Here is a 25,706-nt window from a genome sequence, read left to right as displayed (position 1 = left end):
GCCCCCGCTTCCCCCCGCCCCCGTCCCAGGAGCCCAGCATGACCGAGGAGACCACCGACCGGCAGGACGCGTTCTTCGCCTTCGACGACGACACCGAGGACGGCGCCGGCGACCGCCCCGAGCACGAGCGCGACGACGACCGGCGCGCCGGACGCGCGATCGCATGGAAGCCGATCGCGGTGGGGCTGCTCGGGCTCCTCCTGGGCCTCGTCCTCGCCGTGAGCGCGGCCCTGTCCTGGGACGAGTCCCGCCGGCTGGCCGCCTACGCCGACCGCTCCTGGGTCGTCTCCGGGCAGTACCAGGACCTCACCAACGACCTGCGGACGAAAACCTACAACCCCATCTACCGCGGCGCCCTGCCGGGGGACCCGGCCGTCGCCGAGCAGCCCTTCGACTCGGGCCTCGCCGACCCGCGCGTGCCCACGCCGGGGGAGGAGGTCGTCTTCCGCGGCACCCAGACCGGCTCCAGCGAGGAGGACTTCCACCCGGAGGCCGACGCGCTGCTGGCCGTGGAGGACGGCACACTGCAGGTGGTCGAGACCGCCGAGGCCGGCGAGTTCGGGGACGGCATCACGGCCGGCACGGTGGCGTGGCAGCGGGTCCAGGCCGCGCTGCTGCTGCTCGCCGGGCTGGCCACCGCGGGCGCCGGCGTCTGGTTCGCGCGCCGGCTCTACCGCGAGCAGCACTGACCCGGAGCGGTCCGAGATCCTCGCCGCCGGCGCGGCCGCCCGGGGGTTCAGCCGGGGAAGCCGGGCAGGGCCGGGCGGAACAGCCAGTCGTGCAGCAGGGCGGTGAGCTGCTCGCGGGGGAGGCCGGGGCACTTCCCGGCCACGTGCGCCTCGAACAGCTCGGTGGTGACCAGGCCGTGGCGGTACCGCTCGGTCCAGGAGCGCAGCATCGGGAAGAAGGCGTCGTCGCCCACGGCGGCCCGCAGCGCGTGGACCGTCAGGGCGCCGCGCTTGTAGACCCGGTCGTCGAACATGGTGTCGGGGCCGGGACGCCCCACCTCGAGGTCCTGCGGGGCCGCGCGCAGCCCCTCCCACGCGGCCCGGGCCCGGCGCGCCGCGGACCACCCGCCGGAGGCCTCGGACCACAGCCACTCCGCGTAGCAGGCGAAGCCCTCGTGCAACCAGATGTGCTGCCAGCCGGAGGCGGTGAGCGAGTTGCCGAACCACTGGTGGGACAGTTCGTGGGCGATCAGCCGCTGGTTGTCCCAGGAGTGCGCCAGGTGGTTGCGGCCGAAGACCGAGCAGCCGAGGGCCTCCAGCGGGATCTCGAGGTCGTCCTCGGCCACCACCACCGTGTAGTCCTCGAAGGGGTAGGGGCCGAAAGCCTCCGTGAACGCGGCCATCATCTGCTCCTGGGAGTGGAAGCCCTCGGCGCACTCGTCGGCCCGGCCCACCGGGTGGACCAGGTACTGGGGGACGGGTCCCTCCACGAGCCGGGTGCGCCGGTAGTCGCCGATCTGGACGGTGGCGAGGTAGGTCGGCGTGGGGACGTCGAGGCGGTAGACCCAGGTGCGGCGGCTGGCGTGGCGGGTCCGGGACTCGAGCCGGCCGTTGGCCAGGACGTAGTACTCCGCGTCGGTGGAGATCTCGAAGCGGAAGGTCGCCTTCTGCGACGGGTGGTCGTTGCAGGGGAACCAGGTCGAGGCCCCGGTGGGCTGGCCCGCCACGAGCACGCCGTCCGTCAGCTCCTCCCAGCCGATCTCACCCCAGGGCCCGTCGGCCGGCCCGGGCCGGCCCCCGTAGCGGATCTCCAGAGTGAACTCCTCCCCGTGCTCGAGGGGACGGGGGAGGGTGACGGCCAGGCGCGGGCCGTGCTGGGCGAACCGGACGGGCTTCCTCCCCCCGTGCTCCGCCCCCAGGCCCGCGCGGACCCGGCTCACGGACAGCCCGGTGAGGTCCAGCTCGATGCGGGGGGACGAGCTGCGGGCCGTGCAGTGCAGCACGGCGTCGCCGGCCAGCCGGTTGCTCTCCACCCGGTAGTCCAGCTCCAGGTCGTACCGGTGCACGCGGACGGCCGGGGTCCCGGCCGCCGGGGTGTACGGGTCCGGGAGGGGGCAGGAGGTGACGGGCACGCGGGGCCTTTCGTGAGGGGTGGGGGCGGGAACGGGTCCGGTCACGGACCGGTGGCGGCGCCGGCGGTCGGGACGGGGACGTTGCGGGACCAGGGCCGGACCGGGTTGCCGGTCCAGTAGGAGGCGGCGGGCACGGACTCCCCGCGCATCACCAGCGACACGGGTCCCACCGTCGTGGCGTCCCCCACGCTCGCGGCCGGGAGGATCACCCCGTGCGGGCCCATGGTCGCGCCCGTCCCCAGCGCCACGGTGTCCAGGGACATGATGCGGTCGTGGAAGAGGTGGGTCTGGAGGACGGTGCCGCGGTTGACGGTCGAGGCGTGGCCCAGCCGCACGAGGTCCGCCTCGGGCAGCCAGTAGGTCTCGCACCACACGCCGTGACCGATCCGGGCCCCCAGGGCGCGCAGGTACCAGACGAGGGCCGGGGTGCCCGCAGCGGCGTTCGCGAACCACGGGGCGGCCACGAGCTCGACGAACGTGTCCTGCAGCTCGTTGCGCCAGACGAAGGAGCTCCACAGGGGGTGCTCGCCCCCTCGGATGCGGCCCACGAGCGCCCACTTGACGAGCACGGACAGCACCGCCGCGAGCAGGCCCGCCCCCATCATCACCGCGCCGGAGACCAGGCCGGCCACCGCATAGCCGGAGCCCTGGACGATCCGGTCGAGGACCAGCACCGTGAGGAACACCAGGGCGGTCGAGGCGACCACGGCCGTCAGGCGCAGGCTCTCGACGGCCCCGCGGAGCACCTTCAGCCGCGCGGGCGGGGCGTACGTCAGCGCGTCGTCCGCCTCGACCGCCGTGCGCCGCAGCCGGATGGGGGGAGAGCCGAGCCACGAGGACCCGGCCTTGGCCTTCTCGGGGGCGGAGGACAGCACGGCCACCAGGGAGTTCTTGCGCACCCGCCGCCCGGCGGCGGCGAGGCCGGAGTTGCCGAGGAAGGAGCGCTTGCCGATCTTGACGGGACCGACGTGCATCCACCCGCCGCCGAGCTCGTAGGGGGCGAGCTTGGTGTCGTCGGCCAGGAAGGCTCCGGCGCCGATGGTGGTCAGGCAGGGGATGAGCACGGCCGTGGAGATCTCGGCGTCGCGGCCGACCCTGGCGCCCAGCAGCCGCATCCAGACCGGGGTGGAGAGCCCGGCGTAGAGCGGGAACAGCAGCTCGCGGGCCATGTCCATCACCCGCTCCGTGGCCCAGATCCGCCATCCCACGGCCGAGCGGACGGGGTGGTGCCCGGCCGTGATGCCCCGGGACAGGGCCCGGACGACCGCGAGCACCAGCAGGGCGCAGACGAGGAACCACACCAGCGCGGCCAGCGGCACGGCCCACAGCAGGGTCCGGTCCGCGAGCAGGGCGGTGAGGGTGGGCGCCTGCCCCAGCTCCGGGCGCAGCGCCGCGCCGAGGACGGCCGCGGCGGCCGCGGCGGCGAGGTAGGGGATGGCCGACAGCACGACGGAGGCGAGGCCGTAGGCCGTCGCCCACCAGCGGGAGCGCGGCGCCGGCCCCGCTGGCCACGCGGGGCGGTGCCTGCCCGCGGCCTGGGCGGGGGAGCCCTCGGCGCGCACCCCGTCCTTGACCCTCCCGAGCACCGCGGAGCCTGCGCCGACCCGGGCCCCGCGCCCGATCCGCGTGCCGGGCATGAGCGTGGAGCGGGCACCCACGACGGCGTCGGCACCGATCTGGACGGACCCGACGTGGAGCACGTCGCCGTCGATCCACCAGCCGGACAGGTCCACCTCGGGCTCGACGGCGGCCCCGCGGCCGACCGTCAGCAGACCCGTGACGGGCGGGACGGAGTGCAGATCGACGTCGCGGCCGATCCGTGCGCCCAGCGCCCGGGCGTAGTACGGCATCCACGGGGCCGAGGACAGCGACACGGCCCGCGACGCCTGGGCGATGCCCTCCACCAGCCACAGCCGCAGGTGCACCCGCCCGGAGCGGGGGTAGTCCCCCGGGGTCAGGCCGCGCAGGAGGATGCGGGCCGCGAGCACGGTGAGGCCCATCCGGCCGAGTGGGCTGAGGAACACGAGCCAGGCCGCCAGCACCCACCACCAGGACACGACGGGGGTCCCGGGCAGCAGACCGGTCGAGCCCAGGACGTTGTTGAGGACCAGCAGCCAGGTGAGCCAGCGCATGCCCGCCAGGACCTGCAGGGGCACGCCCATGAGCGTCTGGAAGACCTGCGAACGCCGGGCGGTGCGCCGCACGGAGCGCTCGTCGGTCGCGTGGGCCGCGGCCCGGGGCTTGGGGGCGTCACGGCGCACCATCTCGACGAGTGCGCCCGCGCGGGGGTGGGCGTAGACGTCCGAGACGGTGACGGTGGGGTACTTCTGCCGCAGCGCCGAGACGACCTGCGCGGCGGCCAGCGACCCGCCGCCGTGGGCGAAGAAGTCGGCGTCCGGTCCCACCGGCCCGACGCCGAGGACCGCGGCCCACTGCTCGAGGATCCAGCGGTCCTCCTCGTCCGTGCCGGTGAGGTCCGCGGCGGCGGCGTCCGCGGCCCCGGGCAGGGGCCAGGGGAGGGCGCGCCGGTCGACCTTGCCGCTGGTCTTGGTGGGGAGGTCGTCGGTGACGGCCAGCAGGGGGACCAGCGCGGCCGGCAGCGCCTGGGCCAGGTGCTCCCGGGCCGCGGCGGTGTCGAACGGCGCCGAGGCCCCGTGGGCGTCCTCCGGGACCAGGTAGCCGACGAGGACCTGGTGGCCGGCGGCGGTCTCCTGGACGGCGGCGGCCGCGCCGCGCACGCCCGGCAGGGCCTGCAGGGCCGCGTCCACCTCCCCCAGCTCGATCCGCCGGCCCCCGAGCTTGACCTGGTCGTCGGCCCGTCCCACGAACAGCAGGCCCGCCGGGTCGTAGGTCACGAGGTCCCCGGAACGGTAGGCGCGGTCCCAGCCGAGGCCGGGCATGGGGGCGTACTTCTCGACGTCCTTGGCGGGGTCCAGGTAGCGGGCCAGGCCCACGCCCCCGATGATCAGCTCGCCGGTCCCGCCCTCCGGCACGGGAACCCCGTCGGCGTCGACCACGGCGAGGTCCCAGCCGTCGAGCGGCAGGCCGATCGTCACCGGCGCCCCGGCGTGCAGCTGCGCGGCGCAGGCCACGACCGTCGCCTCGGTGGGCCCGTAGGTGTTCCACAGCTCCCGGCTGCCGTCGGCGAGGCGGTCCGCCAGCTCGGGCGGGCAGGCCTCGCCGCCGAAGATCAGCAGCCGGACGGAGTCCAGGGCGGTCGCCGGCCACATGGCGGCGAGGGTGGGGACGGTGGAGACCACGGTGATGCCGCGGGTCTCGAGCCAGGGCCCCAGGTCCGTGCCGGAGCGCACGAGGGAGCGGGGGGCGGGGACGAGGCAGGCCCCGTGGCGCCACGCGAGCCACATCTCCTCGCAGGACGCGTCGAAGGCCACGGACAGCCCTGCGAGCACCCGGTCCTGCGGACCGATCGGGTCCTCCCGCAGGAAGAGGCGGGCCTCGGCGTCCACGAAGGCGGCCGCGGAGCGGTGGCTGACGGCCACGCCCTTGGGCCGGCCGGTGGACCCGGACGTGAAGATGATCCAGGCGTCGTCGTCGGGGGTGGGCATCCGCGGGGCCGGGTACGGTCCCGTGCCGGTGCGCCCTGGTGCCACGGTGATCGAGCCGCCCGCGCCGACGGTGCCGGCGACGCCCGCCTCGTCGAACACGAGCCGGGCGCGCTCCTGCGGGTCGTCGGCGTCCACCGGCACGTACGCTGCGCCCACCAGCAGCACGGCGAGGATGCCGACGTAGAGCTCCGCGGTGCCCGAGGGCACCCGCACGCCGATCCGGTCGCCCGCCCCGAGGCCGGCCGTCGTCAGGCGGCGGCCCACGGCGCGGACCTCGGCCAGCAGGTCGGTGTAGCTCAGGGAGCGCTCCCCGTCGTCGAGCGCGGGCGCGTCGGGGTGCTCCTCGGCGGTCGCCAGGAGCACCTCCACCAGGGTCCGCTCCGGCGGGCGGGCGGCGGCACCGGACAGCTGGGGGCGGTGCGCGGCGGCGGGCGGGCGAGCGGGGAAGGAGAGCAGGACGTCGTCGGTCACGCGCTCATTGTCCCCCGGGCGGAGGAGCGCCCCCGCCCGGGGGTGAGCCCCGTCACGGGACCAGCAGCAGCTTGCCCTGGGCGGACCGGGACTGCAGGACCTCGTGGGCCCGCCGCGCGTCCGCGAGCGGGAACGTCCCGGCGACCCGGACGCCCAGCGACCCGTCGAGCACGGCGTCGAACAGCTCGCCGGCGCGCCAGTTGCGCTCCTTCTCGTCGAGCAGGTAGTCGTTGAGCGTGGGCCGGGTGACGTACAGCGACCCGTGGTGCGCCAGCCGCTGCAGGTCGAACGGCGGGACCTGCCCGGAGGACCCGCCGAAGAGGACCAGCATCCCGCGCTTGCGCAGCGCCCGGAGCGACTCGTCGAAGGTGTCCTTGCCCACGGAGTCGTAGACGACGTCGGCGCCGCGGCCCCCGGTGAGCTCCCGGACCTGCTCGGCGTAGCCCTCGTAGCCGACCAGCGCGACGTCGGCGCCCAGCGAGCGCGCCGTCCCGGCCTTCTCCGGGGAGCCGACCAGGGCGACCACCGTGGCCCCCAGCGACTTCAGCAGCTGCACCACGAGGCCGCCGACCCCGCCCGCGCCGGCGGTGATCACGGCGACGTCGCCCTCCCGTACCGGGCAGGTGGAGCGGACCAGGTAGTGCGCGGTGAGCCCCTGCAGGGGCAGGGCTGCGGCGACCTCGTCGGGGACGCCGGTGGGCACGCGCAGGGCCTTGTCGGCGTCGACGACGAACGCGTCGGCGTAGGTGCGCGAGGCCTGGGACGTCGTGATCCGGTCGCCCAGGGCGAAGTGCGCCACGCCGGGGCCCACGGCCGTCACGACGCCCGTGCCCTCCGAGCCGGGGATGAAGGGGTGCTCCACGGGGTAGACGCCCTCCCGCTGGTAGACCTCGATGAAGTTGACCCCTGCCGCCCGCGTCTCGACCAGCAGCTGCCCCGGACCGGGCTGCGGGTCCGGGCGCTCGCCGAGGACCAGCACCTCGGGGCCTCCGGCCTTCTCGACCATGACGCAACGAACCATGACGGGTACCTCCTGGGCATTGAGGACGCGGACTCCTGCCATCGTAGGCGTCCCGTTCCGGCGCGGGCCGGACCCCGGGGGACCTCCGCGGGCCGTGCACTCGACCCACTCCCGGTCCGCCCGGCCGTGGTGCATAATTATTGATGTGGGTGCATAACTTTGAGCTAGAGTGGGCAGCATGACGTTCAGCGCAGCAGTTTCCGGGGCCTCGGGGTACGCCGGCGGAGAGGTCCTGAGGATCCTGACCGGCCATCCGCAGATCGAGATCGGCGCGGTGGCCGCGCACTCCAGCGCGGGCCGGCGGCTGGGGGAGCTGCAGCCCCACCTGCACTCCCTGGCGGACCGGGTGCTCGTGGAGACCACGGCCGAGCTCCTCGCCGACCACGACGTCGTGTTCCTCGCCCTGCCGCACGGCGCGTCCGCGGAGGTCGCGGCGCAGCTGCCGGCCGGGACCGTGGTGATCGACGCGGGCGCGGACCACCGGCTGGACTCCGCCGAGGAGTGGAACCAGTTCTACGGCTCCGAGCACGCGGGGACCTGGCCCTACGGGCTGCCCGAGCTGCTCGTGGACTCCCGGGGCACCCGTCAGCGCGAGCAGCTGCGCGGTGCCACCCGGATCGCGGTGCCCGGGTGCTACCCGACCAGCGCGCTGCTCGCCCTGGGCCCGGGCTTCGCGGCGGGGCTGCTCGAGCCGCAGGACGTCGTGATCGTCGCCGCGTCCGGGACGTCGGGCGCGGGCAAGGCCCTCAAGGCCCACCTGCTCGGCGCGGAGGTCATGGGCTCCATGTCCCCGTACGGGGTGGGCGGTGCGCACCGGCACACCCCCGAGATCGAGCAGGGCCTGGCGAAGGCGGCGGGGGAGCCCGTCCGGATCTCCTTCACCCCCACCCTGGCCCCGATGCCCCGCGGCATCCTCACGACCGCCACCGCCCGGGTCGCCGAGGGCGTCACGGCCGCGCAGCTGCGCGAGGCCTGGGAGGCGGCCTATGCCGCGGAGCCGTTCGTCACCGTCCTGCCGGAGGGGCAGTGGCCGGCCACGAAGTCGGTCGCCGGCTCCAACCACGCCCAGCTGCAGCTGGCCCTCGACGCCCGCGCGGGCCGGGTGGTCGTCACGTGCGTGATCGACAACCTCGTCAAGGGCACCGCCGGCGGTGCCGTCCAGTCCATGAACCTCGCCCTCGGCCTGCCCGAGGACACCGGCCTCACCCTTCAAGGAGTCGCCCCGTGAGAACGTATCCGTCCCAGCAGCCCGCCGGCTCCCTCGTGGTGGACACCACCCGTGGCGTGGCCGCCGCCCGGGGCTTCCGCGCTGCCGGCGCCACGGCGGGGTTCAAGGACTCCGGCGGGCCCGACCTCGCCCTGGTCGTCAACGACGGGCCCAAGAGCACCGTCGGGGCGGTCTACACCACCAACCGGGTCGCCGCGGCCCCGATCCAGTGGTCCAGGGCCGTGACCGCCGACGGCAACGCCTCCGCCGTGGTCCTCAACTCCGGGGGCGCCAACGCGTGCACCGGCACGCAGGGCTTCCAGGCCTCGCACCGGACCGCCGAGCTCGTGGGCGAGGCCCTCGGGATCGGGGCGGGCGACGTCGTCGTGTGCTCCACCGGGCTGATCGGCGTCCAGCTGCCCATGGACGTCATGGAGCGCGGCGTCCCCCTGGTCGTCGGGGCGCTGGGGGACGACGACGCCGCGGGCGCCGCCGCCGCCCGGGCGATCATGACCACCGACACCGTGCCCAAGCAGGCCGCCTACGTCCGCGACGGGTGGACCGTCGGCGGGATGGCCAAGGGCGCCGGCATGCTCGCCCCGGGCCTCGCCACCATGCTCGTGGTCCTCACCACCGACGCCGACCTGTCCTCGGACGGGCTGCAGTGGGCCCTCGAGGACGCCGTGAAGGTGACCTTCAACCGCACCGACTCCGACGGCTGCATGTCCACCAACGACACCGTGGTGCTCCTGGCCTCCGGCGCGTCGGGCGTCGTCCCGGACGAGTTCGAGTTCAGCCAGGCCGTCACGGCCGTGTGCCACTCCCTGGCCCAGCAGCTGATCCGGGACGCCGAGGGCGCCTCCCACGACATCGAGATCACCACCGTCAACGCGCTGACCGAGAAGCAGGCCGAGGACGTGAGCCGGTGCGTGGCCCGCTCCAACCTGTTCAAGGCCGCGATCTACGGCAACGACCCCAACTGGGGCCGCGTGCTCTCCGCGGTGGGCACCACCGACGCCGCGTTCGACCCGGACAAGCTCGACGTCACGATCAACGGGGTGACCGTGTGCCGCAACGGCGCGATCGGGGACCCCCGCGAGGGCGTGGACCTCGCGGCGGACCGGCGGGTGACCGTGCTCGTCGACCTCAAGGCCGGCGACGCCGACGCCACCGTGTGGACCAACGACCTGACCCACGACTACGTCGAGGAGAACAGCGCGTACTCGAGCTGACCCCGACTTCGACCGGACCCACCGCCCCTTCCGAGACGACGGCGCAGGAGAACGATGCCCCACCCCACCGAAGCGACCACCGACGCGAGCCCCGACGCGACCGCCCAGCACAAGGCGGGCGTCCTGGTGGAAGCCCTGCCCTGGATCCAGCGCCACGCCGGCTCCGTGATGGTCTTCAAGTACGGCGGCAACGCCATGGTCTCCGAGCCCCTGCGCCGGGCCTTCGCCGAGGACATGGTGCTCCTGCGCCACCTCGGGGTGAAGCCCGTCGTCGTGCACGGCGGTGGCCCCCAGATCAACCGGATGCTGGAGCGGCTGGGCATCGAGTCCGAGTTCCGCGGGGGACTGCGCGTGACCTCGCGCGAGGCCGTCGACGCGATCCGCATGGTCCTCACCGGCCAGGTCCAGCGCGAGCTCGTCTCCCTGCTCAACGCCACCGGGCCCTACGCCGTGGGCCTGTCCGGGGAGGACGCCTCCCTCTTCGGCGCGGTGCGCCGGGGCACGGTCGTGGACGGCGCCCCGGTCGACCTCGGCTGGGTGGGCGAGGTGGTCGCGGTCGACGCCGCGCCGATCACCCAGCTGCTCGACGCCGGGCGGATCCCGGTCGTCTCCTCCGTCGCCCCCGAGGTCGACGAGCACGGCCGGCCCACGGGCGAGGTCCTCAACGTCAACGCCGACACCGCGGCCGCCGCCGTGGCCGTGGCCCTGCGGGCCGAGCAGTTCGTGGCCCTCACCGACGTGGAGGGCCTCTACGCGAACTGGCCGGACAAGGACTCCCTGATCTCCTCCCTCACCGCCTCGGAGCTGCGCGAGCTGCTGCCGACCCTGCAGTCCGGGATGATCCCAAAGATGGAGGCGGCGCTGCGGGCCGTGGAGGGCGGGACGGGCCGGGCCTCCATCGTCGACGGGCGCACCCCCCACTCCTGCCTGCTCGAGATCTTTACCGGCACCGGCACCGGTACCCAGCTCATCCCCGACGACGGAGCCCACTCATGACCGCGCTCGACTCCACCCCTTCCCCGGCCTCTCCGGCCTCCGCCCAGCGGGGCCTGCTCGGCGAGTACGCCGAGTCCCTGCTCGGGGTCTTCGGCAGCCCGTCCCTCGTGCTCACCCAGGGGCAGGGCTGCACGGTCACCGACGCCGACGGCAAGGACTATCTCGACCTGCTGGCCGGCATCGCCGTCAACGCGCTGGGCCACGCCCACCCCCGGTGGGTGGAGGCCGTGAGCCGCCAGCTGCGCACCCTCGGGCACGTCTCCAACTTCTTCACCTCGCCGCAGCAGATCGCGCTGGCCGGGAAGCTCCTCCAGCTGGCCGGGGCGCCCGCCGGCTCCCACGTGTTCTTCACGAACTCCGGGGCCGAGGCCAACGAGGCCGCCTTCAAGCTGGCCCGCCGCAACGGCCACGAGCGGCCCGGTCCCGACGGCCGGCCCCGCACCACGGTCCTCGCCCTGGAGTCCGGCTTCCACGGCCGCACCATGGGAGCCCTGGCCCTGACGGCCAAGGAGGCCTACCGCACGCCCTTCGAGCCCCTGCCCGCCGGGGTGCGGCACATCCCCGCCACGCTCGAGGCGCTCGAGGAGCACCTCGACGACACGGTCGCCGCGCTCGTCGTGGAGCCGATCCAGGGCGAGGCCGGCGTGCTCGGGCTGCCCGAGGGGTACCTGCGGCGCGCCCGGGAGCTCACCCGCGAGCACGGCGCCCTGCTCGTCGTCGACGAGGTCCAGACCGGCGTGGGCCGCACCGGCCGGTGGTTCGCCTCGGCCGCCGAGCTCACGGGCCCGGACCTGCCCGACGCCATCACCCTGGCCAAGGGCCTGGGCGGCGGCTTCCCGATCGGCGCGATGCTCACCGTCGGCCCCGAGGTCTCCGGGCTGCTCACCGCCGGCCAGCACGGCACGACCTTCGGCGGCAACCCGCCGGCCACCGCCGCCGGGCTCGCCACCCTGCTGGTCATCGAGGAGGACGACCTGCTCGGCAACGCCCGCACCGTGGGCGCCGTGCTCGCCGAGGGGCTGCGGGCCACCTCCGGCGTGCGCTCCGTGCGGCAGCACGGGCTGCTCATCGGGGCCGACCTCGACGTGCCCGAGGGGGCCGCGGCCCCCTTCGCGCCCGCCGTCGTCGACGCCGCGCGCGAGGCAGGGTTCCTCGTCAACGCCCCGGGGCCCGCGACCCTGCGCCTGGCCCCGCCCCTGGTCCTCACCCCGGAGCAGGCGCGCACCTTCGTGGCCGCCCTGCCCGAGATCCTGTCCACCGCGGCCGCCGCCGTCACGGCGCCGGCCGAGAGCGCACCGAAGGAAGCCTGACCGTCCATGACCCCCCGCCACTTCCTCGTCGACACCGACCTCTCCCAGCAGGAACAGGCCGAGGTGCTCGCGCTCGCCGCCGAGCTCAAAGCGGACCGCTGGGCCCACCGTCCCTACGCCGGTCCCCAGACCGTCGCCGTGATCTTCGACAAGACGTCCACCCGCACCCGCGTCTCCTTCGCGGCGGGCATCGCCGACCTCGGCGGCAACCCGCTGGTGATCAACCCCGGGGAGTCGCAGCTGGGCAAGGAGAGCGTGACGGACACCGCCCGGGTGTTCTCCCGCATGGTCTCCACGATCGTGTGGCGCACCTACGCCCAGGCGGGCCTCGAGGAGATGGCCGCGGCCTCGACCGTGCCGGTCGTCAACGGGCTCTCCGACGACTACCACCCGTGCCAGATCCTCGCGGACCTGCTGACCGTGCGGGAGCACAGGGGCGACCCCGCCGGGCTGACGTTCGCCTACCTGGGCGACGCGGCGAACAACATGGCCCACTCCTACCTGCTGGGCGGGGTGACCGCGGGGATGCACGTGCGCGTGGCCGGACCGGAGGGCTACCTTCCCGACCCCGGCGTCGTGCGCGCCGCCCAGGAGCGCGCCGCGCAGACCGGCGGCTCCGTGCTCGTGACCACCGACCCCGGCGAGGCGCTCGCCGGCGCGGACGTGGTGTGCACCGACACGTGGGTGTCGATGGGCCAGGAGGCCGAGCGGGAGGCCCGCGCCCGGATCTTCACGCCGTACGTCGTGGACGCCTCGGCGATGGCCAAGGCGGACCCCCGGGCGCTGTTCCTGCACTGCCTGCCCGCGTTCCGCGGGGCCGAGGTCACGGCGGAGGTCATCGACGGCCCGCAGTCGGTGGTGTGGGACGAGGCCGAGAACCGCCTGCACGCCCAGAAGGCGCTGCTGGTGTGGCTCATGGCGCAGTCGGGCCGCTACGAGCTGGGGGCCGCGGGCGCGCCCGCGGCGCGCCCGTGAGCATCCCGGCGACCAAGACCGCCCGACAGGCGCGGATCGTGGCCCTGGTGAGCGGGGGGGCGATCCACTCCCAGGCCGAGCTGGCCGCCCGGCTGGCCGAGGACGGTGTGCAGGTCACCCAGGCGACCCTCTCCCGCGACCTCGTGGAGCTCGGCGCCGTGCGGGTCCGGGACGGCGAGGGCGCCCTCGTCTACGCGGTGCCGCAGGCCGGGCCCGACCGCGCGCCGACCGCCGGGCTCACGCAGGAGGTGCTCGACGCCCGGCTGGCCGGGGTGTGCCGGGAGCTGCTGGTCACCGCCGAGGCCAGTGCCAACCTCGTGGTGCTGCGCACCCCGCCCGGGGCCGCGCAGTACTTCGCCTCGGCGATCGACGCCTCCGTGATCCCGTCCGTGCTCGGCACCATCGCCGGGGACGATACCATCATGGTGGTGTGCCGGGAGCCCGGCGGCGGCGACGCCGTCGCCCGTCGTTTCCTCGAGCTCGCCGAGTGAGCGCGGCCGGCCGGCGGCTGGCCTAGCGGCCCGCGTACTCCTCCAGCACCGGCAGCAGCTCCGTGCGCTCGAAGACCTTCGCGAAGTCGGCGGCCGAGTGGGCGCCCGCCGTCTGGGAGGCCCCGGCCTCCAGCAGCCGGCGCACGATCCCCTCCTCGCCGCGGAAGACCGCGCTCAGCAGCGCCGTCTGGCCGTTGTCGTTGACCCGGTCCGGGTCCGCCCCGGCCTCGAGCAGGGCCGCCACCGTGTCCTCGTGCCGGTGGTAGGCGGCGAGGATCAGCAGGGTGTCGCCCTTGCCGTTGGTCAGGTTCACGGGCACGCCCGCCCGCAGCGCCGGGAGCAGGTTCTCGGTGTCGCCGGCCCGGGCCATGTCGAACAGGGACAGCACGTAGGCCATCTCCTCCTCGGTCAGCTCCGGCGCGGCGCCGCCCTCGGGCTGCTGGGGGTTCTCGCTCATGGGTCTCGTCCTCACGTGGTGGGTGCGACCGTGGTGGGCGCCACGGCTCCGGTACAGCAGTTTATCGGGGGCGGGCCCCCGCCCCCGAAGCCGGCCCGGTACCCGGGTCCTGGCGTTGCCGTAACCCCCTGGCACGCTCGCGTGATCCGTCCCACCGAGCACGCCTGTCACGCCGGTGCGCCCGCACCGGGAATCCGGAGCACCCCATGACCAACCTCGCCACCCTGCTCACCGACTCCGCCGCGGCCCGCCCCGAGGCCCGGGCGGTGGTCCTCGACGACCGCGCGCTGACCTACGGCGCGCTGGACGACCTCTCGGCCCGCGTCGCGTCGATGCTCGTGGGCGCCGGGGTGGGGCCGGGGGACCGGGTGGCCATGATCCTGCCCGACGTCCCGCACATGCCCATCGCCTACCACGGCATCCTGCGCATGGGCGGCGTGGTCGTCCCCTCAACCCCCTGCTCAGCCCGCGGGAGCTGACCCACCACTTCGGCGACGCGGAGGTCTCTGTGGTCCTGGTCTGGGAGGCCATGGCCGAGGCCGCCCACCGGGCGGTCGCCGAGCTGGGCCGGGAGGTGCCGGTGGTCGTGGTGACCCCCGCCGGCACCCTGCAGGCCCTGGGCCAGGTGCCCCCGCTGCCCGAGGTCGTCGAGCGGGCCGACGGGGACACCGCGGTGCTGCTCTGCACCTCCGGCACCACGGGCCGGCCCAAGGGCGCCGTGCTCACCCACCACAACCCGCTCAGCAACGCTCGGCTCTCCGCGGCCCTGTTCTCCGTGCGGCCCGGGGACGTCATGTTCGGCGGCCTGCCGTTGTTCCACGTCTTCGGCCAGACCGTGGCCCTCAACGGGGTCGTCTCCGCCGGCGCCACCGTCACGCTGCTGCCGCGCTTCGAGCCGGCGGGGGTGCTCGGGATCCTCGCCCGGGACAAGGTCACGGTCTTCGCGGGCGTGCCGAGCATGTACATCGCCCTGCTGCACGCCGCCGGCGACGGGCCGGCGGAGCTGCCGCACCGGCGCGCCGGGGTCTCGGGCGGGTCCCCGCTGCCCGTGGAGGTCCTCTCGCGCTTCGAGCAGGTCTTCGACGCCCCCGTCTACGAGGGCTACTGGCACAACCCGGAGGCGACGGAGGCCGCGCTCCGCGGCGGCTGGCTCCACACCGGGGACCTCGCCCGGGTCGACGAGGAGGGCTGCTACTACATCGTGGACCGCAAGAAGGACATGGTCCTGGGCGGCGGCTGCAACGTCTACCCGGGCGAGGTCGAGGAGGTCATCCACCAGTTCCCGGGCATCGCCGAGGCGGCGGTGGTCGGCGTCCCCGACGAGGAGCTGGGCGAGGAGGTCGCCGCCGTCGTGGCCTTCCGGGACACGCCCGCGGACCGGGCGGACGGCAGGCTGGGCGAGCTGGACGCCTTCGTGCGCGAGCGCGTGGCCAAGCACAAGCACCCGCGCTGGTACAAGGTCGTCGACGAGCTGCACAAGGGCCCCACGGGCAAGATCCTCAAGCGCTCCCTCGACCTCGGGGGCGCGGTGCGCCCCGCCTGAGCCGGTGCCCGCCGGGCACGCGAGAGGGGGCCGACCGCGGATCGCGGTCGGCCCCCTCCGGGCGTCCGCCCGTCCGGGGGCCCGCCCGGCGGGCCCCCGGTGCCGGGATCAGTTGGACATCATCGCGGGGCTCGCCTGCTGGGGCTCCCGCTCCACGACCACGCGCTCGTTCGGGACGCAGTGGGTCATGGTCAGGCCCTCCACGTTGCGCGGGCCGTTGCTGCCGAGGTTCGCCACGCGCTGCAGCTCCTCCTCGGACAGGCGCTGCGTGGGCAGGGGGCCCAGGTCGCGCACGTCCTCGAGGGACACGCCGACGCCGTCGCCCACGCGCCGGCCCAGCTCGTCCTCGACCATGTAGAAGTGCCAGACCATGCGCTCCTGGATCGGGCGGTCGCACTGGGACAGGGCGCCGATCAGGTTGGAGATCAGCTCCTCCTTCTCCCAGTCCTCCTGGAGCTGGAAGCGCTCGCCGGCCTGCTTGTAGTCGTTGGTCCGCTCGATCCGCGCCCGGGTGAGGCGGCCGGTGATCTCGGGGCCGACCGAGGCGTGGTAGCCCTCGTCCTTCGGGGCCTCCTGCACGCCACCGGTGATGGACGGCTCGTAGTTCACGTGCGGGTTCTGGCCCGGGGCGTGGTCCACGCGGTAGGCCATCTGCCCGTCGCGCTGGTTGGTGGCGACCTTGGCCTTCGGCGCGTTGACCGGCAGCTGCAGGTAGTTCGGGCCCACGCGGTAGCGCTGGGTGTCCGAGTACGAGAAGGTGCGGCCCACGAGCATCTTGTCGTCGGAGAAGTCCAGGCCGTCCACCAGCACGCCGGTGCCGAAGGCGATCTGCTCGTTCTCCGCGAAGAAGTCCTTCGGGTTGCGGTTGAGCACCATGCGGCCCACCGGCTTCGGCGGGAACAGCTCCTCCGGCCACACCTTGGTGTCGTCCAGCGGGTCGAAGTCCAGCTCCGGGTGGTCGTGGTCCTCCATGACCTGCACCTGCAGCTCCCACTCGGGGTAGTCGCCGGCCTCGATCGCGTCGTAGAGGTCCTTGGTGTGCGAGCCGAGCGTGCGCGCCTGGATGTTGGCGGCGTCCTCCGAGGTGAGGGACTTGACGCCCTGCTTCGGGATCCAGTGGTACTTCACGAGCACGGACTCGCCGGCCGCGTTGACCCACTTGTAGGTGTTCACGCCGAAGCCCTGCTGGTGGCGGTAGTCCGCCGGGATCCCGCGCGGGGAGAACAGGATCGTGATCATGTGCATCGCCTCGGGCGACTGGCTCCAGAAGTCGAAGGCGCGATTGGCGACCCCGGCCTCGAAGTTCACGGGGTCCGGCTTCTGGGAGTGGATGAAGTCCGGGAACTTGATGGCGTCACGGATGAAGAACACGCCGAGGTTGTTGCCGACGAGGTCCCAGTTGCCGTCCTCGGTGTAGAACTTCACGGCGAAGCCGCGCGGGTCGCGGGCCACCTCGGAGGAGTCGCGGCCGCCGGCCACGGTGGAGAAGCGCAGGGCCACGTCGGTGCGCTTGCCGGGCTCCTGGAAGAGCTTGGCCCGGGTGTACTTGGCGATGGGCTCGTCGCCGTACTTGCCGTAGGCCTCGAAGTAGCCGAACGCGGTGGTGCCGCGGGCGTGGACCACGCGCTCGGGGATGCGCTCACGGTCGAAGTGGCTCATCTTCTCGAGGAACGCGTAGTTCTCCAGCGTCGCGGGGCCGCGGGAGCCGATGGTGCGGGTGTTCTGGTTGTCGTAGACCGGGTGGCCCTGGCGCGTGGTCAGGGTCTGGTCGGGAACGTTCGTCATTGGGTTCCTCTCGGGATCGGGACCGGGTGGAATGGACGGCCGGGACGCCGGGTCCCGGCCGATCCGCATGTGGTCGGCGGCGAAGCCACCACCCGGGAGCCAGTATGTCGGAAGCAGGGCGTTATTGCTAGTGATTCATAATTGAGCGGCTGCCGTGGCGGCCCCGGGAAGCGGTGCGGAGGGCCGGCGCCCGGGGCCCGCGCGGGGGTGCGGGCGGTGCGGGGGTGGGCCAGGGCCGCGCCCCCAGTCGATCACCCCGGGTGGGGTGCGTCAAGGAGGCGGGACCGGGTCCCGGCGATGCATAAATACAACCATTTGTGTATAGTCATGCACAGCAGGGTGGACGCCCCCCGGCGTCCGCAAGCCCAGAACACTACTGAAGGAGAACACCGTGACCGAGCGCGTCGTGCTGGCCTACTCGGGAGGCCTGGACACCTCCGTGGCCATCGGCTGGATCGGGGAGGCGACGGGGGCGGAGGTCATCGCCGTGGCCGTCGACGTCGGGCAGGGCGGGGAGGACCTCGAGACCATCCGGCAGCGCGCCCTCGACTGCGGCGCCGTCGAGGCCTACGTGGCCGACGCCCGCGACGAGTTCGCGGCCGAGTACTGCATGCCCGCGCTGCAGGCCAACGCCCTGTACATGGACGCCTACCCCGTGGTCTCCGCGCTCTCCCGGCCGGTCATCGTCAAGCACCTCGTGGCCGCCGCCCAGCGCTTCGGCGCCACGACCGTCGCCCACGGCTGCACCGGCAAGGGCAACGACCAGGTGCGCTTCGAGGTCGGCATCCAGACCCTCGGCCCGGAGCTCAAGTGCATCGCCCCGGTCCGCGACCTCGCCCTGACCCGCGACAAGGCGATCAACTACGCCGAGAAGCACAGCCTGCCGATCGTGACCACGAAGAAGAACCCCTTCTCGATCGACCAGAACGTGTGGGGCCGCGCCGTCGAGACCGGCTTCCTCGAGGACATCTGGAACGCCCCCACCAAGGACGTCTACGACTACACCGACGACCCCACGTTCCCCCCGCCCGCCGACGAGGTCGTCGTCAGCTTCAAGCGCGGGATCCCCGTGGCCATCGACGGCCAGGCCGTCACCCCGCTGCAGGCCATCCAGGAGATGAACCGCCGCGCCGGCGCCCAGGGCATCGGCCGGATCGACATCGTCGAGGACCGCCTCGTGGGCATCAAGTCCCGCGAGGTCTACGAGGCCCCCGGCGCCATGGCCCTCATCGCCGCGCACCGCGAGCTCGAGAACGTCACGATCGAGCGCGAGCAGGCCCGCTTCAAGCGCACCGTCAACCAGCGCTGGACCGAGCTGGTCTACGACGGCCAGTGGTTCTCCCCGCTGAAGAAGTCCCTGGACGCCTTCATCCAGGACACCCAGACCCACGTCGAGGGCGACATCCGGATGACGCTGCACGCCGGCAACGCCACCGTCACCGGCCGCCGCTCCGGCACCTCGCTGTACGACTTCAACCTCGCCACCTACGACGAGGGCGACGCGTTCGACCAGTCCCAGGCCCGCGGCTTCATCGAGCTGTTCGGCATGTCCTCCAAGGTCGCGGCCTCCCGCGACCAGCGCCTCGCGGCCGAGGGCAAGTAGACCAGGAGCACGTAGGCTCGGTCCCGACAGGACCGGGCACGACGACGGAGGGCCCCATCCCGGCGGTGGGGCCCTCCGTCCACGCCACCCACGACCGGACGAGGAGACACGATGGCGCAGCAGGACAAGCACGGGACCAACGAGGGCGCCCTGTGGGGCGGGCGCTTCGCGGGCGGGCCCGCCGACGCCCTCGCGGCCCTGAGCCGCTCCACGCACTTCGACTGGCGCCTGGCCCCCTACGACATCGCGGGCTCCCGCGCCCACGCCCGCGTGCTGCGCACCGCCGGGCTGCTCACGGACGACGAGCTCACCGGCATGCTCGGGGCCCTCGATCGGCTCGAGGCCGACGTGCGCTCCGGGGCCTACGTGCCCGCCCCGTCCGACGAGGACGTGCACGGCTCCCTCGAGAAGGGGCTGATCGAGCGGGCCGGTCCCGAGCTCGGCGGCAAGCTGCGCGCCGGGCGCTCCCGCAACGACCAGATCGCCACCCTCGGCCGGATGTACCTGCGCGACCACGCCGGGATCGTCGCCCGCAACGTGCTCGACGTCGTGCGGGCCCTGCTCGACCAGGCGAAGGCCCACCCCGGGGCCCCCATGCCCGGGCGCACCCACCTCCAGCACGCCCAGCCCGTGCTGCTGTCCCACCACTTGCTCGCCCACGCCTGGGCGATGCTGCGCGACGTCCAGCGCCTCGTCGACTGGGACGTCCGCGCGGCGGTCTCGCCCTACGGCTCCGGCGCGCTCGCCGGGTCCTCCCTGGGCCTCGACCCGGCCGCGGTGGCCGCGGAGCTGGGCTTCGACTCCGCCGTCCACAACTCCATCGACGGCACCGCGTCCCGCGACGTCTACGCCGAGTTCGCGTGGGTCACCGCGATGATCGCCGTGGACATGTCCCGGATCTCCGAGGAGATCACCACGTGGGCCACCAAGGAGTTCTCCTTCGTGGTCCTCGACGACGCCTTCTCCACCGGGTCCTCGATCATGCCGCAGAAGAAGAACCCCGACGTCGCGGAGCTCGCCCGCGGCAAGGCCGGGCGGCTCATCGGCGACCTCACCGGCCTGCTGGCCACCCTCAAGGGCCTGCCCCTCGCCTACAACCGGGACCTGCAGGAGGACAAGGAGCCGGTCTTCGACGCGATCGACCAGCTCGAGGTGCTGCTGCCCGCCGTCGCGGGGATGATCGCGACGCTACGCTTCAACACCGCGCGGATGGCGGAGCTCGCCCCGCAGGGCTTCGCGCTGGCCACGGACGTCGCCGAGTGGCTCGTGCGCCAGGGCGTGCCGTTCCGCGACGCCCACGAGATCGCGGGGGACGCCGTGCGCGTGTGCGAGCAGCGCGGGATCGAGCTGTGGGACCTCTCCGACGAGGACTTCGCGGGGATCTCCGCCCACCTCCTCCCCGCCGTGCGCGAGGTCCTCACCGTCGAGGGGTCCCTGGCCTCCCGCGACGCCCAGGGCGGCACCGCGCCCTCGGCCGTGGCCGCGCAGATCGAGGAGCTCGAGCGCCAGCTCGCCGGGGTGGAGGAGTTCTCGCGGCGCGCCCCGGTCGTCGCCGGGTGAGCCCTGCCCCCGTGGACGCCGCCCGGCTGCTCGCGCTGCTGTCCCTGCCCGCCCCCGAGGCCGCCCCGCGGCTGCTCGGCGGGGTCTTCGGCCACCGCACTCCCGAGGGCGTCGTGGCGCTGCGGATCACGGAGATCGAAGCCTACGGCGGCCCGGCCGGCTCCGACCTGCCCGACCCCGGCGCCCACACCTACCGGGGCCGCACCCCGCGCAACGCCTCCATGTTCGGCCCGCCCGGGCACGTCTACGTCTACTTCACGTACGGGATGCACCACGCCGTCAACCTGGTCTGCCGCCCCGCGGGCGAGGCCGGCGGCTGCCTAATCCGCGCGGGGGAGGTGGTCGAGGGCCTCGGCCTGGCCCGCGAGCGCCGCGCCGCCGGCCGCGCCACCCCCGTCCCGGACGCCGCCCTGGCCCGGGGCCCGGGCAACCTGGCCAAGGCCATGGGCATCGGCCTCGTGCACGACGGCGCCCCGCTCGCCCCGGGGGAGGACGCCGCCGCTCCCGGCTTCTTCCTGGTCCCGCCGGAGCCGGCCCCCCGGCCCGCGCTCGCCTCCGGCCCCCGCACGGGGGTGTCCGGGCCGGGAGGGACGGACGCGTTCCCGTGGCGGTGGTGGATCCCCGGCGAGCCCTCGGTCTCCCCGTACCGCGCCGCGCCCGCCCGCCGCCGTCGCCGGGCGGGCGCGGAGGGCGGACCGATAGCATGACGGGCGTGACTGAATCCGTGGAGCAGATGATCGAGCGCCTGTGCGTGAAGATTCCCGACTACCCGGAGCCGGGGGTCCTCTTCCGCGACCTGACGCCGCTGTTCGCGGACGCCGCCGGCTTCCGCCGCACCACCGACGCGCTCGTCGACGCCTTCCGGGGCCAGTTCGACTTCGTGGCCGGCGTCGAGGCCCGCGGCTTCCTCATGGCCGGCGCCGTGGCCTACGCCTCCGGCGTGGGGATGATCCCCGTGCGCAAGGCCGGGAAGCTGCCGCGGGAGACCTTCCGCGAGGAGTACGTCCTCGAGTACGGCTCGGCGGTGCTCGAGATCCACACCGACGACGTCCCGCGCGGGTCCCGCGTGCTCGTCCTGGACGACATCCTCGCGACCGGCGGGACGCTCGGCGCCACGGCCCAGCTGCTGCACCGGGCCGGCCTGCACGTCGCCGGCTTCGGGCTGATCATGGAGCTCACCGACCTGCGCGGGCGCTCGCGGCTGGGCGGGCACCGGGTGCGCGCGCTCTACCGCGTGTGAGCGGTCCCGGCCGCCCCCGCAGCTCCTCCTGACGCTCCTGTTACGGACGGCGCGGTAACGTCACTGCGCGGTGACGTCGTCGCGGTAGACTCGTTGGTCTGTTCGATCCGGAACGAGGTGTCCACCCATGGCAGAGACGACCGTCGCCACGATGGCGGCCGAGCAACTTGCTGTCGAGCGCGCGTACGTGGCGATGCTCTACGACCGGCTGGACGAGCTCCGGGCCGAGAAGTCGGCCGAGCTCGCCGCCGTGCAGCGCAGCGCGAACGCGGGCAACCACCAGAACCGCTCCGAGCGGGACGCCTTCGCCTCCCACTACGAGGACCGGCTGGCCCAGCTCAACGCCGTGGACCACCGGCTGGTCTTCGGCCGGCTGGACACGCGCGACGGCGACCGCCGCTACGTGGGCCGCATCGGGCTGGCCACGCAGGACCACCAGCGGCTCATGGTGGACTGGCGCGCCCGTGAGGCCGCCGCCTTCTACCAGGCCACCGCCCAGAACCCCATGGGCATCCGCCGCCGCCGCCACCTCATCCTGGAGGGGCGGGACGTCACCGCCCTCGAGGACGACGTGCTCGACGCGCAGATGCTCGACGAGGAGGGCGTGCTCCACGGTGAGGGGGCCCTGCTGGCGGCGCTCAACCAGAAGCGCACCGGCCGGATGTCGGACATCGTCGCCACCATCCAGGCCGAGCAGGACCGGATCATCCGCGCACCGCTGCCGGGCGTGCGCGTGGTCCAGGGCGGGCCCGGCACGGGCAAGACCGCCGTGGCGCTGCACCGGGCCGCGTACCTGCTCTACGAGCACCGGGAGCGGCTGCGCAAGGCGGGGGTGCTGATCGTCGGCCCGTCGTCGTCGTTCATGTGGTACATCGAGCGGGTCCTGCCCGCCCTCGGCGAGACCGGCGTGGTCATGTCCTCCCTGTCGGAGCTGTTCCCCGGGGTCACCGCCGTCCCCGAGCGCGACCCCGAGGCCGCGCAGCTGAAGGCCGGCCTCGACATGGCCGACGTGATCGCCAAGGCCGTCAAGGACCGGCAGAAGGTCCCGGACCGGGACCAGGTGCTGCGCGTGGAGTCGCACCGCGTCACGCTCACCCGCCGGATCGTCAAGCGGGCGCGGGACAAGGCGCGCGCCACCGGCAAGCCGCACAACGAGGCCCGCAACACCTTCGTGAAGATCGTGCTGCGCGAGCTCACCGAGCAGCTGGGGGACCACCTCAACAGCACGAGCGGCAACGTCATGGACCGTTCCTACCTCGCCGAGGACATCCGCCAGTCCCGGGACGTGCGGGTCGCCCTGAACCTCGCCTGGATGCCGCTGTCGCCGCAGACCCTGGTCTCGCAGCTGTTCGGCAAGCGCCACTACCTCGAGTCCGCCGCCCCGCACCTGGGCCCGGCGCAGGTCGAGGCGCTGCTGCGCCCGCTCGACGCCCCCTTCACCGTGGCCGACGTGCCGCTGCTCGACGAGGCCGCCGAGCTGCTGGGCGATCTCGACGCCGCCGGGGTGCGGGTGCGCGCCGACGCGGAGCGGGAGCAGCGCAAGGCCACGGACAACGCCGAGCGGGCGCTGCAGAACATGCACCAGAGCCTGGAGGACGTCGGCGCCGACGGCATCGTCACCGCCGCCCAGCTCACCGACTTCAACGCCGTGACACCGCACCGGATGACCGCCGCGGAGGCTGCCACCGCCGACCGCACGTGGGCCTACGGGCACGTGGTGGTCGACGAGGCGCAGGAGCTCTCGCCCATGCAGTGGCGCGTGCTGATGCGCCGCTGCCCCATGAAGTCCTTCACGGTGGTCGGCGACATCGCCCAGGCGGGCTCGGCCGTCGCCGCGCACAGCTGGGCGGACGCGCTCGAGCCGTTCGTGGGGGAGCGGTTCTCCCTCGACGAGCTCACGGTCAACTACCGGACCCCGGCCGCGATCGCCGAGGCCGCCGTGGACGTCGCCCGCGCGGCGGGCCTCGCCCTGTCCGCTCCGCGCGCCGTCCGGGACGGCGAGCCGCCCATCGTCACCCGGTCCGACGACGCGGGCCTGGCCGGCGCCGTGCTCGAGCAGGTGCGCACCGAGCTCGAGGTCGTCGGCGGCGGCCTCGTGGCGGTCATCGTGCCCGAGGACCGGGTCCGGGAGATCGGGCCGGCCCTCGCCCAGGCGCTGCCCGGCCTGGTCGGCGCCGGGGTGCGCCGGCTCGACCGGCAGGTGGTGGTGCTCTCCGCCTGGGACGCGAAGGGCCTCGAGTTCGACTCGGTGGTGCTCGTGGAGCCGCAGGCGCTGGTGGAGGAGACCGGCGGCGCCGTCGGCAACCTCTACGTGGCCATGACCCGCCCGACCCAGCGGCTGCGCGTCGTCGCGGCCCGGGAGCTGCCCGCGGGCCTCGACCGGTTCTGAGGCCCACGGCGGTCACGGCCGTTCCCCCGACGGGTACCAGGGCGCCGGCGCCGGCCCGCGCCCTGGTACCTTGGGAGCCGTGTCGAACGCAATTGATCTGAATTCCCAGCACAACGACCCGACCTTCGCCACCGTGTGGCAGGAGCTGCAGTGGCGGGGCCTGGTGCACGTGTCGACCGACGAGGCCGCCCTCGAGCAGGCCCTGTCGGGGGAGCCGATCACCTACTACTGCGGGTTCGACCCCACCGCGGCGTCGCTGCACCTGGGCCACCTCGTCCAGCTGCTGCTGATGCGCCGCCTCCAGCTCGCCGGCCACCGGCCCATCGGCCTCGTCGGCGGCTCCACGGGGCTGATCGGCGACCCCCGGCAGACCTCCGAGCGCGTGCTCAACTCCAAGGAGACCGTGGCGCAGTGGGTGCAGCTGCTGCGCGCCCAGGTCGAGCGCTTCCTCTCCTTCGAGGGGGAGAACCCGGCCGTGATGGTCAACAACCTCGACTGGACCTCCCAGCTGTCCGCCATCGACTTCCTGCGCGACATCGGCAAGCACTTCCGCGTCGGCACGATGATCAAGAAGGAGATCGTGGCCAAGCGCCTGAACTCCGACGAGGGCATCTCCTACACCGAGTTCAGCTACCAGATCCTCCAGGGACTGGACTACCTCAACCTGTATCGGCACCACGGCTGCACGCTGCAGACCGGCGGCTCCGACCAGTGGGGCAACCTGACCTCCGGCACCGAGCTGATCCGCAAGGTGGAGGGCGCCTCCGTGCACGCGATCGGCACTCCGCTGATCACCAACTCCGACGGCACGAAGTTCGGCAAGTCCGAGGGCAACGCCGTGTGGCTGGACCCGGAGCTCACCTCGCCGTACGCGTTCTACCAGTTCTGGCTCAACACCGCCGACGCCGACGTCGTGGACCGGCTCAAGGTGTTCACCTTCCTGACCCGGGAGCGGATCGAGGAGCTGCACCGGCAGGTGGAGGAGGCCCCCTTCAAGCGCGAGGCGCAGAAGGTGCTGGCCTGGGAGGTCTGCTCCCTGGTGCACGGGGCGGCGGCCACCGAGAAGGCCATCGCCGCGTCCGCCGCGGTCTTCGGCCGGGGCGAGCTGGACGAGCTGGACGCCGGCACCCTCGACGCCGTGGCCCGGGAGCTGCCGACCGCCCGCGTCGAGGCCGGCGCCCACCGGGTCGCCGACCTGCTCGTGGCCACCGGCCTCTCCGAGTCCCGCTCCGCCGCCCGGCGCACCCTGAAGGAGGGCGGCGCCTACCTCAACAACCGGAAGGTCGCCGGCGAGGACGCCGAGCTGGGCAGCGACCAGCTGCTGCACGGCCGCTACGCCCTGCTCCGCCGGGGCAAGAAGCACCTCGCCGCCGTCGTCGTCGAAGCCTGACCGGCGCCCGCGGGGAGCGAGTTGCAGGCCCCCGGAGCCGCGTGTAGTGTTCATCGAGTCGTCAGGCAGGGCCCACGGGGCCGGCGGACGACGAACCCGCAAAGATCAGCACGGCGACCAGCCGTGCCTAGTTCATGCGGGAACGACCGTCACGGTCGTCCGGAACCCGGGACAACGTCAAGTTGACACGCCGGGAACGGGCTCCGTATGATGGTTGAGCCGCTGAAGGAGGGAACGAGGTTCCCGAGCCGGAAGCAGCTTCCTTTCTTCGAGTTCTGGGCCTTGGGGGTCTGGTTCTTGGTCTGTTGTTTGAGAACTCAATAGTGTGCCATGTTTGTTGATGCCAAATGTTTTGTTTGGTTGATTGGCCGTTGCTCGTTCCGCCTCCGT

19 protein-coding genes and 1 pseudogene are annotated in these 25,706 nt (G+C 73.7%); 15 read left to right on the top strand and 5 right to left on the bottom strand.

Features of this window, described 5'->3' with window-relative positions:
- Window positions 1–38: 38 nt before the first annotated feature.
- The gene (locus M3185_RS12690; RefSeq protein WP_251334049.1) at window positions 39–689 is read left to right on the top strand and encodes a hypothetical protein; all 651 of its coding nucleotides are present in this window, start codon (window positions 39–41) and stop codon (window positions 687–689) included.
- A 47-nt stretch (window positions 690–736) separates the two neighbouring features.
- On the opposite strand, the gene M3185_RS12685 is transcribed toward M3185_RS12690, so the two are convergent.
- The 3 genes from M3185_RS12685 to M3185_RS12675 are packed head-to-tail and all read right to left on the bottom strand — an operon-like array spanning window position 737 to window position 7,138.
- Window positions 737–2,080, bottom strand: a complete 1,344-nt coding sequence (locus M3185_RS12685; RefSeq protein ID WP_251334048.1) for a M1 family metallopeptidase — start codon at window positions 2,078–2,080, stop codon at window positions 737–739.
- A 41-nt stretch (window positions 2,081–2,121) separates the two neighbouring features.
- Entirely contained in the window at window positions 2,122–6,117 is a 3,996-nt protein-coding gene (locus tag M3185_RS12680) for a Pls/PosA family non-ribosomal peptide synthetase (protein WP_251334047.1), read from the bottom strand.
- A 52-nt stretch (window positions 6,118–6,169) separates the two neighbouring features.
- The gene (locus M3185_RS12675) at window positions 6,170–7,138 is read right to left on the bottom strand and encodes a quinone oxidoreductase family protein (protein ID WP_251334046.1); all 969 of its coding nucleotides are present in this window, start codon (window positions 7,136–7,138) and stop codon (window positions 6,170–6,172) included.
- Between the two features lie 178 nt (window positions 7,139–7,316).
- Between M3185_RS12675 and argC the strand changes: the two genes are divergently transcribed.
- Genes argC through M3185_RS12645 form a run of 6 tightly spaced genes read left to right on the top strand, consistent with a single transcriptional unit; the run spans window position 7,317 to window position 13,349 of the window.
- Entirely contained in the window at window positions 7,317–8,366 is a 1,050-nt protein-coding gene (argC, locus tag M3185_RS12670; RefSeq protein ID WP_251334045.1) for an N-acetyl-gamma-glutamyl-phosphate reductase, read from the top strand.
- Window positions 8,363–9,577, top strand: coding sequence for a bifunctional glutamate N-acetyltransferase/amino-acid acetyltransferase ArgJ (argJ, locus tag M3185_RS12665; protein WP_251334044.1), 1,215 nt, complete (start codon window positions 8,363–8,365; stop codon window positions 9,575–9,577). Before argC ends, argJ begins: the two co-directional genes overlap by 4 nt.
- A gap of 54 nt (window positions 9,578–9,631) precedes the next feature.
- Window positions 9,632–10,573 carry an acetylglutamate kinase gene (gene argB / locus M3185_RS12660; RefSeq protein WP_251334043.1) on the top strand — a complete coding sequence of 314 codons (942 nt, stop codon included), beginning with the start codon at window positions 9,632–9,634 and terminating at the stop codon, window positions 10,571–10,573.
- Entirely contained in the window at window positions 10,570–11,883 is a 1,314-nt protein-coding gene (locus M3185_RS12655) for an acetylornithine transaminase (protein WP_251334042.1), read from the top strand. The genes argB and M3185_RS12655 overlap by 4 nt, the downstream gene beginning before the upstream one ends.
- A 6-nt stretch (window positions 11,884–11,889) precedes the next feature.
- Window positions 11,890–12,858: an ornithine carbamoyltransferase gene (gene argF, locus M3185_RS12650; RefSeq protein WP_251334041.1), complete on the top strand. Its 969-nt coding sequence runs from the start codon at window positions 11,890–11,892 to the stop codon at window positions 12,856–12,858.
- Window positions 12,855–13,349: an arginine repressor gene (locus tag M3185_RS12645; RefSeq protein WP_251334040.1), complete on the top strand. Its 495-nt coding sequence runs from the start codon at window positions 12,855–12,857 to the stop codon at window positions 13,347–13,349. Before argF ends, M3185_RS12645 begins: the two co-directional genes overlap by 4 nt.
- A gap of 22 nt (window positions 13,350–13,371) precedes the next feature.
- Here the strand turns inward: M3185_RS12645 and M3185_RS12640 are convergent, their stop codons facing one another.
- Window positions 13,372–13,806, bottom strand: coding sequence for an ankyrin repeat domain-containing protein (locus M3185_RS12640; protein ID WP_251334039.1), 435 nt, complete (start codon window positions 13,804–13,806; stop codon window positions 13,372–13,374).
- 206 nt (window positions 13,807–14,012) lie between these two features.
- Between M3185_RS12640 and M3185_RS17555 the strand changes: the two are divergent.
- Window positions 14,013–14,854 (top strand): annotated as a pseudogene (locus M3185_RS17555) (AMP-binding protein); the annotation flags it as partial.
- Window positions 14,855–15,025: 171 nt separating this feature from the next.
- Entirely contained in the window at window positions 15,026–15,349 is a 324-nt protein-coding gene (locus M3185_RS17550) for an AMP-binding enzyme (protein WP_374238511.1), read from the top strand.
- 108 nt (window positions 15,350–15,457) lie between these two features.
- Here the strand turns inward: M3185_RS17550 and M3185_RS12630 are convergent, their stop codons facing one another.
- Window positions 15,458–17,134, bottom strand: coding sequence for a catalase (locus M3185_RS12630; protein WP_251334038.1), 1,677 nt, complete (start codon window positions 17,132–17,134; stop codon window positions 15,458–15,460).
- Window positions 17,135–17,525: 391 nt separating this feature from the next.
- On the opposite strand from M3185_RS12630, the gene M3185_RS12625 reads away from it, so the two are divergent.
- From M3185_RS12625 to tyrS, 6 genes are all read left to right on the top strand, one after another.
- Window positions 17,526–18,737, top strand: coding sequence for an argininosuccinate synthase (locus tag M3185_RS12625; RefSeq protein ID WP_251334037.1), 1,212 nt, complete (start codon window positions 17,526–17,528; stop codon window positions 18,735–18,737).
- Between the two features lie 111 nt (window positions 18,738–18,848).
- Window positions 18,849–20,297, top strand: a complete 1,449-nt coding sequence (gene argH, locus M3185_RS12620) for an argininosuccinate lyase (protein WP_251334036.1) — start codon at window positions 18,849–18,851, stop codon at window positions 20,295–20,297.
- Entirely contained in the window at window positions 20,294–21,004 is a 711-nt protein-coding gene (locus tag M3185_RS12615; protein ID WP_251334035.1) for a DNA-3-methyladenine glycosylase, read from the top strand. The genes argH and M3185_RS12615 overlap by 4 nt, the downstream gene beginning before the upstream one ends.
- On the top strand, window positions 21,001–21,537 hold the full coding sequence (locus M3185_RS12610; protein ID WP_251334034.1) for an adenine phosphoribosyltransferase: 537 nt from the start codon (window positions 21,001–21,003) through the stop codon (window positions 21,535–21,537). Before M3185_RS12615 ends, M3185_RS12610 begins: the two co-directional genes overlap by 4 nt.
- Window positions 21,538–21,664: 127 nt before the next feature.
- Complete coding sequence (locus tag M3185_RS12605; RefSeq protein ID WP_251334033.1) at window positions 21,665–23,926, top strand: HelD family protein; 2,262 nt, start codon at window positions 21,665–21,667, stop codon at window positions 23,924–23,926.
- A 79-nt stretch (window positions 23,927–24,005) separates the two neighbouring features.
- Window positions 24,006–25,316, top strand: a complete 1,311-nt coding sequence (gene tyrS, locus M3185_RS12600; protein ID WP_251334032.1) for a tyrosine--tRNA ligase — start codon at window positions 24,006–24,008, stop codon at window positions 25,314–25,316.
- Window positions 25,317–25,706 lie beyond the last annotated feature (390 nt).

Origin of the sequence: Kocuria rosea (assembly GCF_023715525.1) — a bacterium.
Taxonomy (GTDB): Bacteria; Actinomycetota; Actinomycetes; order Actinomycetales; family Micrococcaceae; genus Kocuria; species Kocuria rosea_A.
The sequence above is the reverse complement of the archived record's forward strand: the minus strand, read 5'-3'. Positions and strand labels throughout refer to the sequence as shown.